Source organism: Enterococcus moraviensis ATCC BAA-383, from assembly GCF_000407445.1.
Classification (GTDB): domain Bacteria; phylum Bacillota; class Bacilli; order Lactobacillales; family Enterococcaceae; genus Enterococcus_L; species Enterococcus_L moraviensis.
Window position 1 is genome coordinate 706,458 of record NZ_ASWB01000003.1, and the last position, 12,173, is coordinate 718,630.

Genomic DNA, 12,173 nt, shown 5'->3' on the forward strand with positions numbered 1-12,173 from the left:
GACAAAACCCAGTTAACTTTTTTTGTTTACTAATTTTCCATAAGATTGGTAGAAATTGAATGTTTGTTCATCGATTTTATCATCAGTGATGACATAGTCTAAGTCAGATAGTTTATAAAAAGTATATACATCACTAACATTGAACTTTGTACTATCTGCGACAACAATTTTCTTCTTGGCATTTTTAAAAGCTGCTTGCTGAACGCCTCCTTCTAAATAATTAGAAGTGGTCACATTGTTATTGTAAATGCCATTCGTTGCAGCAAATGCGATATCGATATTGATTGTCTCGAATGTTTGCTCTGCATGTTTTCCGATAAATTCTTCTGTAATCGGTGTAAAATCCCCTCCAGTTAACAAAATCCGATAGTCTGTATGTTCAATAATATAGTTGAAAGCCAGCAGACTATTTGTAACGATCATTAGATTTTGTTTCTTTATAAATGGCAGTGCATACAGAATAGTGGTTCCTGCACCAAGAAAAACAACTTGATGATCCTGAATCAAAGTGTTCATGATTTTTCCGATATATTCCTTTTGGTCGATATGTAGATTGATTTTCTCGTGAGTAGCCAGTTCTTTCTCTTTTCTATCAATCTTTTGAGCACCACCATATAAACGAACTAATTGATTAGAATCACTTAGCTCATTGATATCTCTACGTATCGTCATTTCAGAAACTTGTAATTCTTTGGCTATATCAGATACGGTCATAAAAGTATTTTTTTCCAGTAATTCAAGAATATGTGCATGTCTTTCTCTTTTTAACATAAAAAGTTCTCCTTTTTGTTCGAAAATGTTTATCTATTACATTTTAAACGTAAAACGAACAAAAAACAATCAAAAGAAAGCGTTGACAAACTTGTTTACAAGTTGTATTCTTTTTGTATAAACAAAGTTTAACATATATTTACAAAGTTGAACATAAAAAGTTTAAAAAAGATGGAAAGTCTAGAGCCAATAACTAGACTTTGAATTAGGAGGGAAAATATGGACACGAAGCAAATGTTTCAACCAGACTTAATTGACTTGCAAGTAACTGTTCAAGATGAAGAAGAACTATTTGAACTGATTGCAAAACGGTTATATCAAGCAGGGTATGTGAATGAAGGCTATTTGGATGGGATCAAATCGAGGGAGATCGGATTTCCAACAGGATTGATCACTGAATATCTTAATATTGCATTACCTCATTCAGACACAGAATATATTGAAAGGCCTTTCATATATATTGCAAGAACAACAAACCCAATCAAGGTCAAACAGATGGGAGACAATCAGGAAATGGAGGTGAGAGACTTATTTTTCTTAGGAATCAAAGATCCCTCAAAACAGGTTGGTTTACTACAAGAATTAATGGTCTTATTTCAAAATGAAGCATTTGTATCTGAGTTAGAGAACACAACAAAAAATGAAGAGGTATTCAGCCTATTCATGAAACAATGGGAGGAAGTTAAAAATGGCTAGAAGATTGATTGTGGCGTGTGGTAGTGGTGTAGCGACAAGTACAACAGTCGCAGAAAAAATTAAAAGTAATTTTGATGCAGATAGTATCGATTATCCAGTTGAAGCAGTAGATTACAAATCGATTTTACAAGAATTACCAAGTGCGAGTATTTATGTGTATATTGCGAAACCAGATGATGAAGTTCTGGAAACTGCTGAAAAATTAGGTGTTTCTGTCTATGCTGGAGTCCCTTTCTTAACAGGGATGGGCCTTGACGAAATTTATGAAGGAATTGTTAACGATACGAAGAAATAAAAAAGAGGCTCAGATTGTGACGAATCTGAACCCCGATAGATAAGGAGAAAATGTATCTCACTATCTAAATTAAAATTGTACAAACTAATCATACCAAAAAAATAAAAAGATAGGTAGGTAAAAGAGATGGGAATTTTTCAGTCTGTGATTGATTATATATTGAACCTAGGTTCTGCTATTTTTGTTCCGTTGATTATCCTAATTATCGGGCTGATCGCTCGAATGCCGTTAAAAAAAGCCTTTATGTCTGCGATTACACTTGGTGTTGCCTTTACTGGAATGAGCATGGTAATCGGTTTTATGTCCGATGCTGTCAGTCCAGCATCAGAAGCGATGGCAAAAAATACAGGAATCAGTTTACCTGCTCTTGATTTAGGCTGGACGGGTGCTGCGAGTATTACTTGGTCTTGGTCGTATGCATTTGTATTTTTCGCAGTTGTTTTAGGTGTTAATTTTATTATGCTTCTGTTGAACTTAACGAAAACACTCAATGTTGACATGTGGAACGTTTGGGGGAAAGCATTAACTGCGTATTTAGTATATTTTATCAGCGGATCACTCGTTGCAGGCTTTATTGCGGCAATTGTCCAAGTAGTTTTAGAGCTAAAAATGGGGGATATGTTCCAACGTCATATACAAGATCTGACAGGAATTCCGTTAGTAACAGTGACACATTTAATGAATATATCAGCGGTATTGATGCTACCCGTTAATATTGTGATGGACAAAATTCCGTTTTTTAATAAGAAAGCAGATACGTCAGCATTAAAAGCAAAAATTGGTATTTTCTCTGAAAATAGCGTAATGGGTTTTATCATTGGTGTGTTACTTGGATTTGGTGCAGCTTATGGTGTCTCTGGATCATTGAATTTAGGGATTCAAGTTGCTACAGCGATGGCACTATTTCCCATGATCAGCAAAATGTTTATGCAATCACTATCACCTTTAGCCGATGCAATGTCAGAAATGATGAAAAAACGATTCAAAGACCGCGAAGTATACATCGGATTAGATTGGCCGATTTTAGCTGGCCGCTCTGAAGTTTGGGTAACAGCCATCATCTTAGTGCCAGTATTTATTGGGTATGCGATGATTTTACCTGGCAACCAAGTATTGCCGCTTGCGGGAATCATCAACTATTCGATTGCCGTTGGAGGATTATTGCTGACAGGTGGTAATTTGTACCGGATGATCACGCTTGGCATTATTTACACTCCGCTTTATTTGTATGGCGCAACATATCTTGCCCCAGTCTTGACAGGATTAGCCAAAAAAACAGGAGCAGTTGATTTAAAAGGTGGCAGTATTACGTGGTCATCGATTGAAGGTCCTGAATTTAGAATTCTGTTTGCGGAAGCGGCTAACTTGAATATCGTGGCAATCATCGGATTTATTCTTTTTATCGCTATGTTCATTTGGTTGTATAAATACATGGCTAAAGAACCTGTTCCAAGTGCACGTTATGAAGATGTAAAAAGTTAATGAAAACATAGAAAGGATTGGTTAATATGGATCCAAAAGCCAAATGGATGCTGTTGCTATTTATGGATGTTTTATTGTTTATACTGGCGCTATCGATCAACATCACGCCATTGTATTTTCTAGTCATAATCCTTTCTTTTTACATTTATAAAAATGGTAATGCAGTACTTTTTAAAGAATACGATGAAAGAAAAAAACAAAAATATGAAGAATATAAAGTTGTACAGGATGCAGCAAAACAAGCGATTCGCAAAGGAAATCTACTAAAAAAGAAGAAGGAGCTGGAATAAAAAATGACAGATGGAAGAATTTTATTTGAACGAGAAAGAGAAGATATGGCAAAAATCGTACAGTTGATTTTTGAACGTAAAAATACGAATGTTGCGGGAGGAAATTTTTCATTTAAAACAACGGATAAAGAAGGAAAGGAATATATCATTATGACGCCGACTATGATGTCGCAAGCGTATCTTGGACATGTTTCTCCTTCACAGATATTAGTGGTAGAACCCCACACTAGAAAGGTCATTGCAGGAGAAGGTGGTCTAACGAGAGAAATCAACATGCACGAAGCTGTCTATGACGCCAATCCCGAGATTAAATCTGTTCTACATGCACATGCGCCAAATAGCATGTTTTGGGCTACCAGTGGATTAGATATGCCTAACTTGACTGAAGCAACTCAGAAAGTAGAATATATTGAAGTGCTAGAATTTGAACCTAATTGTTCAGAAGAACTAGCAGAAATCGTTAGCAATCACATTAAAACAATGGCAAGAAAAACATTACCACATGAATTTTTACTAGATAGTCACGGCGTGCTAATTACAACTGGCGGAGAAACGGGGCTGGAAGCGATCCATTCCGCATTAGCGATTCTTGATACAGTTGAGTGGAATGCAGAAATTGCGTATAAGCAAACGATTTTCCAAAAATTAGGAATTCTGGATGGTTATTATTCTAAAGGAGTAAAAATCGGTACGATCGAAGATTTGATCAACCGTGAGCCGATTTATAACCAAAAAATCAAAATGACAGCTGGCGGAGATTAATATTAAAAAAGAAGCAGTTCATTTGAGCCTTTATCGGGTCTTGAATGAACTGCTTCTTTTTAATGTATATAATAGAAAGTAATATTCTATTATAACTGCTATAAATCTTACTAAAAACATTGCAAGAAATCTCTATTTGCGTTAAAGTAGGAAAAGATAACTGTGAAACATTTTCTGTTTCACGCAAGGGAAGGAAACATATGACACCAGAAGAATTTAAACAACTATTAAGCCAAAAAGAGATCCAATTATCGGATCATCAAATGGAACAATTCGCCCGTTATTTTGAATTACTTGTTGAATGGAATGAAAAAATGAACTTAACGGCGATCACAGAAGAAAAAGATGTTTACTTAAAGCATTTCTATGATTCGATTTCACTAGCCTTTTTTGAAGATTTTTCAACGAATAAATCCATTTGTGATGTGGGTGCTGGAGCAGGCTTTCCCAGTATTCCGTTAAAAATCGTCTTCCCAACATTACAAGTAACGATTGTTGATTCATTGAATAAGCGGATCACATTCTTAACTGAATTAGTTAATGAATTGAAATTGGAAGATGTTTTTTTATACCATGATCGTGCAGAAACATTTGGTCAAAAAGAAGCATTTCGTGGTGCATTTGACTATGTTACAGCTCGTGCAGTTGCGCGTTTAAATGTATTGAGTGAATTGTGCTTACCATTAGTCAAAAAGGATGGCTTTTTCTTAGCTTTAAAAGCGGCTAAAAGTGAAGAAGAAATTATGGAAGCCAAGCCAGCAATCGCTGTCTTAGGTGGTAAATTTCAAAAAGAAGTGTCCTTCGAACTGCCGATCACAAAAGACGAGCGTCATATCGTTGTGATTCAAAAGAAAAAAGAAACACCTAAAAAATACCCAAGAAAACCAGGATTACCAAATAAGCAACCAATCAAATAAGATGGAGGGACACAAATGGCACGAATAATTTCTGTAGCGAATCAAAAAGGCGGTGTTGGTAAAACAACGACCACTGTGAATCTAGGTGCTTGTCTTGCTTATTATGGCAAGAAAGTGTTGCTGATCGATATTGATGCTCAAGGAAATGCAACGAGTGGTATCGGCGTTCGTAAACCAGATGTTGCAACAGATGTGTATGATGTATTAGTAAATGAAGAACCGATTAAAAACGTGATTCAGCAAACGTCTAGAGAAAATTTGGATATCGTACCAGCAACGATTCAACTCGCTGGAGCTGAAATTGAATTAACGTCGATGATGGCCAGAGAATCTCGCCTAAAAGCAGCCATAGAGGAAATAAATGATATTTATGATTTTGTTTTGATCGATTGTCCACCGTCATTAGGACATTTAACGATAAATGCTTTTACAGCAAGTGATTCGATTTTGATACCTGTACAATGTGAATACTATGCGTTAGAAGGGCTAAGTCAGCTATTAAACACCATTCGCCTTGTTCAAAAACATTTTAATCCTGACTTACGTATTGAAGGTGTGTTGTTGACGATGTATGATGCACGAACAAATTTAGGCGCTGAAGTCGTTGAAGAAGTTCGCAAATACTTCCGTGAAAAAGTATACGACACAATTATCCCTCGAAACGTTCGTTTATCTGAAGCACCGAGTCATGGCTTGTCGATTATTGATTATGATCCCCGTTCACGTGGTGCCGAAGTGTACCAAGCACTAGCAAAGGAAGTGTTGGATAATGAGTAAAGGAAAAGGTTTAGGCAGAGGTATTGATGCATTGTTTCAAGATTTTGCTAGTTTGGAAGATGTAGATGTTCAAAAAGAAGAAGTCCTTCAAATTCCTTTAAATGAACTTCGTCCGAATCCTTACCAACCAAGAAAAACGTTCGATGAAGCATCACTTCAAGAATTAGCAAATTCGATTCAGCAATCTGGTGTTTTTCAACCAATCATCGTTAGAAAATCTGCTGTCAAAGGCTACGAGATCATTGCTGGGGAAAGACGTTTTCGCGCTTCAAAATTAGCGGAGAAAGAAACAATCCCAGCCATTGTCCGTGAATTCGACGAAGAAGCAATGATGCAAGTAGCTGTTTTAGAAAACTTACAACGTGAAGATTTAAATCCGTTAGAAGAAGCTGAAGCCTATGATATGTTGATGAAAAACTTGAAATTAACTCAAGTAGAAGTGGCAGAGCGTTTAGGGAAGAGTCGCCCTTATATCGCGAATTACTTACGTTTATTGACATTACCTACACAAGTTAAAGAAATGGTTCAAGGCGAAACCTTGTCAATGGGTCAAGCTAGAACATTGCTTGGGTTGAAAGATAAAGATTTGATTCTAAAATTGGCAAACCGAGTGGTAGAAGAGAATTTAACGGTTCGTCAGTTAGAACAAATCGTTAATGATCTGAATGAAAACCAAGGCAAAAAAGCACCTAAGAAAGAAAAGAAGGCACTCAAAGATAAACCATATTACATTCGCGAAAGTGAAGATCGTTTAATGGATAAATTTGGGACAACTGTTGCTATTCAGGAAAAAGAAGGCAAAGGCAAAATCGAAATCGAATATCTTTCACAGTCTGATTTAGCGAGAATTTTAGATATTTTAGAAATACATTTTGATGAAGCATGATTCATTGAATTAAACAATCAAAAAAAAGCGTAAAGGGAAACTATTTTTAGTTCCCTTTACGCTTTTTTATATTCAAAAATAACATTATTTTTCTTGTTTTAATATAAAATAAGAAAAATCTATAATTGTTTAAATTAAACGATATAGACCTCTATAAATGACTAATTAGTAAAGTCACTTATACTACGAGTATACAATAAAGAATTTGGACATGTCAATGATGAATAAAAAATAACAATATATTTAATTTATCCATATTTTCATCATAGTGAGCCAAACAATCCAAAGAGCGATGGTGAGTCATTGATACTAGCAACATTCTTATATAAATATATAAAAAGATCCCTCTTTATTTTATTTCAACGTTTATTAAAAGGAGCCTGAGATAGATTTACTTATTTTTATACGCCGTCAAATGAACCGTCAAATTTACTTATAGGAATGAACTAGCTGCTCGAGATCTTTCAGAGAAGAATGGTTAAATTTATTTCTATTTTACGTAATAAATCATGATTTTCAGAAAAATAGAAGCCAGATTAAAAAAGAGCTGTGATTAGACTACCTATTCATCAATTGATAGTTATAAGCCACTGGAATTTTCTGGAATTCTCCAAAAAAGAAAACCTACGCTAAAAGTCTGAAAAGATCATGAGTTAGTGGAATTGTATTTCAAGTGAGACTGAAAAAAATAAATAAAAAGAATGATTAGCTTATTTTTAAATTTATAAATCATGATTCAGATTAGTATATTTTTATAATAATACTTATTTTTAAAATATTCTCTTTTAGATAGACCGTCATTCAACCGTCAAATCAAAAATGTAAGTATTGGTATATCAACGCAATAACATCATTTTTCTTATTTTATATTAGAATAGGAAACTCTTATTACTTAATAATTACAGTTTTCTGCATTATATTCATCTGTTTAAAGAATTTTATCAAACAATAAATGGTTGGAACTTTATATAAAAATTAAAAGGAGGATTTTCTTTATGAGGAAAAAAATTATTATATTGACCGATACACTAAGTGCGAATGGACTATTGCAAAATAGTCTATTGAATATGGATTATGAAATAATGGTTTCAAAAGATATTTTGACGCAACCAAGGGATAAAGAGTTTTATTTTCTACAAAATTTTGACCTGATTATCTATCAACAATCTATGTACAGCGGGCTAAAAGAATCATTTTTGGATAATCTAGCATTACTGAATAAACCAATTGTTGTTTTAACATTCGAATCAGAGCAAGTCAATAAGTCTAAGTATTCAGATAATGTGAATGTGAGTTTTGTCCGTTATCCAATATCCGTCACTGACTTAGCAAGCAAACTAGCAGCTATTTTTGAGGAGGTTGCCACTCGATCTGGGAAAAATAATAAGGAGAGAGTAGAGGATTATTCTAGGAGTAGTGAGGGTGTGTCTCGAACTGCATCAGGCTATTCAAATGTAGTAAAAGTTAAAAAGCATTACTCTTTTCAATTAAAAGACCGTACCTTGATCATTGATAATTGGCTGATTCCATTGACTAAGAAAGAACATCAAGTTTTAGAGCACTTTATTGAGTCAGATCAAAGAGTTTTTTCAAGCCAAGCACTATGTGAAGCCATTTGGACAAATGCAAAACAAAAAAACAAACAAGCATTATTAAGTAATCTGATTAATCGTATCAAACAAAAAATAATGGACAAAACATCTATTTTTGAACCATTTATTCTGAATAAGAAAGGAATAGGCTATTATCTGAATCAAGAATTTGTGGAATTAGATGAACAAAATAATGAAAAAATAAGAGAGTTACTGGTTGGCAGTGTCTAAACAAAAATACTAGTAAGAGGGGGCGCGATACACTTGGCAATATTTAATAAAAAAAGTAAAAAAAGAAACGATGAGTATGATGAATATTACGACGAATACGATGAGTATGATGAATATGACGAATATGATGATGAAGAATTTGAAGAAGAGATCTATGAAATACCTAAAAAAAGCCGTCCAGAAACATCCAGTAAAAGAGAGCGTGCGGAAAATACTATGAGAAAACAAGAGCAAGAAGTCCAACAAGAACAAGCAGCTGTAATCGAACATTTAAAGAATGAAAATCAACAATTTCAAAAAGAATTGCAGCGGCAAAAAACGATGGCTGAACGTTTGAAAGCTGAAGTGGAAAATAAGCAACAAGAAATTGATCAACTGACAATGCGTTTAACGAGTTCATCAAAGTCTAAAGAAAAAATCATTTCACTAGAAGATCAAGTAAGGCAATTAGAAGAACTGAGAGTCCAATTAGATGAACAATTATTAGATGAACGAAATAAAAGCATAGAGACTGAAAAACAATTGCGTCAACAAGATCAAATGAAAAATCAAATTGCAGAAGTTTTGATGGAAGCCAAAGAAAAGGCTCAGCAAATCATTGAACGTGCAACTATTGAAGCGGATAGAACTGTAGAAGCTGCAAGACATGAAACGAAAAAGGCAGTTTCAGAAGCATCAATAGAATTGAAAATGATCAATCAAGAAGCAGCAAATTATCACACACGGATTCTTCGCTTACAAAGTGAGACCAGTGTACTAATGGAAGATTTGTTGAACAAATCCAGCCGACTAGCTGACCAATCACTTGAATAGAGAGAAGGGGATTAAGAAGTGGTTTATCAAAATATTATGGTTGACATCTATCAAGCCGCTTCTCCAGCAGTAGGCGAACGTCTTTTTGACGATGATATGTTGCGGGACATCTATTATATCTGTGAAGAGATTTTTCAAAAGAAAAATAGACAAATTCCTTATCCTCAAAAAGAAGTAGAAGAATACTTTGAAGAATTTCATACCATAATTTCTTTTTTTAAACATGTAGAAATTACTTTAGATTTTGTAGATATTGATTGGTCCGCCTTGTTGGACGAGTTAATTCATACATTTCCTCAAATTGCATGGATTGGTGGGTCTAAAGAAAAGGAAGAAAACCGTGTTGTTTATTATATTGATTTTGTTCCTATTGCTTATAGAGAGAACGGTTTTCCTTTCATGGTCAATCTACTACAATCGCTAGAGCAGCAACTATATGGGGAAAGTGATGACGTATTAGATTCCTTTGTTGATGAGATAGAGAAGCTTGTCTCAAATTTTATCAAGCCCTTGAAGAGTTCAGTTCCGACTATTGGTAAAAAAGGGGAAGTCATAAATCATGAAGAGGATAATGCGACCTATTTAATTAAAATGGAAGAAGCAGTTAGCAGAGAGCGGTATGCAAAAGAAAGAATGCGGCTTGCAAATAAAAAATTGGAAGTTGTAATTGACCAGATGGAGCGGCAAAATCTGTCCAGGGCAATGAAAGAATTAAGTAAATCAAGTGATGATGATAATGAAAATTGGGATCATGTCCTAAAGGTAGATTTAAGAGAATATTCTCAGCTATTACAAAAAGCTAAATTTTTAGAGCAGTCGTGGGCAATGAATAAAGAATTGATCACAAAATCAGAAAAGATGACAATTTCTGATAATCAACTCACTTATGAAAGAGAGCAAGTAAGAAGCTTTAAAGATTCAGTTTCTACAAATGAAATTTACTTGATTTTAGATGAGTGCAAACTGATTGAATCACGAGTAAAAATCAAGAGAAAATCATGGTTTCGTCAACCACATGTCCGAATTATGAAGATGGACTACGATAGTATATTGAACAAAGCAGCTTATTTTGATCTTATACAAGGTGAAAACTACTTACTTGAACAGATTGTGTTAAACGAAGAATCAAGCATTGAGGGCTAAAATAGTTCCTCTTTGTGATTCTTAATAAGTAGAAACATGATTTTGTTTAAAGAAAAATTTGGGGAAGGGTTAGTTTTTCCCGTTTGATGTACATATAGATTCAGTTATTTACTTAGCAAAAAAAGCAAACTAATTGAAAGCTGAAAAAGAACGTTCCTTTGTTGTTTACTGTTCAGTAGATATCTAAGGTAACCTAGTCTCTTTTTCAAATTTGCGTATATGATTTTACGATGCAGGGAGTTTATAATTCAATGATGAATAAACGAAAACTACTTCACCTAATTGTTGTAGTGATAGGTGTTTTTCTTTTATCAGGGATAGTTATGATGGTCAAAGCTAACACAGCATGGGCTGTTTCGGTAAAGCCGATTTTACCTAAAAATCAATATGATTCAGAAGTAACCTATTATGATCTTAGAATGATACCAAGTCAAAAACAGAATCTGCAGCTGGAGTTGACAAATACTTCTGATACGGAACAAAGAGTTACGATACAAATCAATGATGCCACAACAAATGATGATGGAGATATAGATTATTCTGATAGATCCAAAATCACCCCAAGAGACAAGAGTTTAAAATTGTCATTGCGAGATGTTGCAAGCGTAGCACCAGAAACAACGATTCCAGCAAAAAAGACAGCTAGAGTAACGGTTCAATTAAAAATGCCTGAAACTAAATTTGACGGGATGATTTTAGGTGGAATCAAAGTTGTATCATCAGCAAAAGAAAAGGATACGTTTAAAGCAGACAATAAGAACAAACAAGGTACAAAAACTTACATTGTCGCTGTAAAACTAACTGAAACAGATGCACCTGTCGAAGCAAAATTAAATTTACTAAACGTGGTACCTTCCGAAAATTCAAGTAGAAATACTATAAAAGCAACGATTCAAAATGACCAAGCAATAAATTTGGAAGACATTACTTTTACAGCAAGAGTTTTCCAAAAAGGATCAGATAAGCTCCTCGCTCAGACTGAATTAACAGGATGTCGTATGGCACCTAATTCAAACTTTTCATTCACCATAGAAGAAGAGAAAAAAGAATTTCAAGAAGGACTCTATCAAATTCATTTAACAGCCAAATCTGAAGCGACTAAACAAGAATGGGAATGGGATAAGGAACTGGAAATCAAAAATCCTACAGAAAAAAAGGCAAATAGTCCGAAGTATAATTCTGAAAAAGACAAAATAACAGTTTACATCATTATTTGTGTGAGTACATTTATTTTATTGTTGGTATTTTTATTTATTTTGTTGATTACTAGGAATCGTAAAGAGAGACGTTATAAAGAGGCTCTATCTCATAGAAAGAAAAAACAAGTCAAAAATAAAAAAAACACGCAACGAAAGAAAAACTCTGAAGGACACAAACGAAAAAATACCAGAAAAAAACGGCCAATAGAATCTAGACAACCACAAAAATAAAATCATTATTTGAAAAATACTAGTACTAACTAGATGTTTTTACCCAAAAGACTATTGTTACTAGAAATTTAGCCGAAAACATTAAAGT

General features: G+C 34.2%; 13 protein-coding genes. 12 read left to right on the forward strand and 1 reads right to left on the reverse strand.

All coding sequences use genetic code 11. The features are described 5' to 3' along the window. Positions 1 to 12 precede the first annotated feature (12 nt). On the reverse strand, positions 13 to 771 hold the full coding sequence (locus tag I586_RS13390) for a DeoR/GlpR family DNA-binding transcription regulator (protein WP_010766679.1): 759 nt from the start codon (positions 769 to 771) through the stop codon (positions 13 to 15). A gap of 219 nt (positions 772 to 990) precedes the next feature. Between I586_RS13390 and I586_RS13395 the strand changes: the two genes are divergently transcribed. From I586_RS13395 to I586_RS13450, 12 genes are all read left to right on the forward strand, one after another. Next, entirely contained in the window at positions 991 to 1,467 is a 477-nt protein-coding gene (locus I586_RS13395) for a PTS sugar transporter subunit IIA (RefSeq protein ID WP_010766680.1), read from the forward strand. Then, positions 1,460 to 1,762 (forward strand): PTS sugar transporter subunit IIB, encoded by a 303-nt coding sequence (locus I586_RS13400; RefSeq protein WP_010766681.1) that lies wholly within the window; start codon positions 1,460 to 1,462, stop codon positions 1,760 to 1,762. The genes I586_RS13395 and I586_RS13400 overlap by 8 nt, the downstream gene beginning before the upstream one ends. 126 nt (positions 1,763 to 1,888) lie before the next feature. Beyond that, the gene (locus I586_RS13405; RefSeq protein WP_010766682.1) at positions 1,889 to 3,244 is read left to right on the forward strand and encodes a PTS galactitol transporter subunit IIC; all 1,356 of its coding nucleotides are present in this window, start codon (positions 1,889 to 1,891) and stop codon (positions 3,242 to 3,244) included. A gap of 26 nt (positions 3,245 to 3,270) precedes the next feature. Beyond that, positions 3,271 to 3,534 carry a hypothetical protein gene (locus I586_RS13410; RefSeq protein ID WP_010766683.1) on the forward strand — a complete coding sequence of 88 codons (264 nt, stop codon included), beginning with the start codon at positions 3,271 to 3,273 and terminating at the stop codon, positions 3,532 to 3,534. 3 nt (positions 3,535 to 3,537) lie between these two features. Then, positions 3,538 to 4,296, forward strand: a complete 759-nt coding sequence (locus tag I586_RS13415; RefSeq protein ID WP_010766684.1) for a class II aldolase/adducin family protein — start codon at positions 3,538 to 3,540, stop codon at positions 4,294 to 4,296. 200 nt (positions 4,297 to 4,496) lie between these two features. Continuing rightward, complete coding sequence (gene rsmG, locus I586_RS13420) at positions 4,497 to 5,213, forward strand: 16S rRNA (guanine(527)-N(7))-methyltransferase RsmG (RefSeq protein ID WP_010766685.1); 717 nt, start codon at positions 4,497 to 4,499, stop codon at positions 5,211 to 5,213. A 15-nt stretch (positions 5,214 to 5,228) separates the two neighbouring features. Continuing rightward, the gene (locus I586_RS13425; protein ID WP_010766686.1) at positions 5,229 to 5,990 is read left to right on the forward strand and encodes a ParA family protein; all 762 of its coding nucleotides are present in this window, start codon (positions 5,229 to 5,231) and stop codon (positions 5,988 to 5,990) included. Further along, positions 5,983 to 6,876 carry a ParB/RepB/Spo0J family partition protein gene (locus I586_RS13430; protein WP_010766687.1) on the forward strand — a complete coding sequence of 298 codons (894 nt, stop codon included), beginning with the start codon at positions 5,983 to 5,985 and terminating at the stop codon, positions 6,874 to 6,876. The genes I586_RS13425 and I586_RS13430 overlap by 8 nt, the downstream gene beginning before the upstream one ends. A 995-nt stretch (positions 6,877 to 7,871) precedes the next feature. Continuing rightward, positions 7,872 to 8,699: a helix-turn-helix domain-containing protein gene (locus tag I586_RS13435; protein WP_010766688.1), complete on the forward strand. Its 828-nt coding sequence runs from the start codon at positions 7,872 to 7,874 to the stop codon at positions 8,697 to 8,699. 33 nt (positions 8,700 to 8,732) lie between these two features. After that, on the forward strand, positions 8,733 to 9,512 hold the full coding sequence (locus I586_RS13440) for a hypothetical protein (RefSeq protein WP_010766689.1): 780 nt from the start codon (positions 8,733 to 8,735) through the stop codon (positions 9,510 to 9,512). Positions 9,513 to 9,530: 18 nt separating this feature from the next. Further along, positions 9,531 to 10,655 (forward strand): hypothetical protein, encoded by a 1,125-nt coding sequence (locus I586_RS13445; protein ID WP_010766690.1) that lies wholly within the window; start codon positions 9,531 to 9,533, stop codon positions 10,653 to 10,655. 251 nt (positions 10,656 to 10,906) lie between these two features. After that, positions 10,907 to 12,085: a WxLIP family cell surface protein gene (locus I586_RS13450; protein ID WP_010766691.1), complete on the forward strand. Its 1,179-nt coding sequence runs from the start codon at positions 10,907 to 10,909 to the stop codon at positions 12,083 to 12,085. Positions 12,086 to 12,173 lie beyond the last annotated feature (88 nt).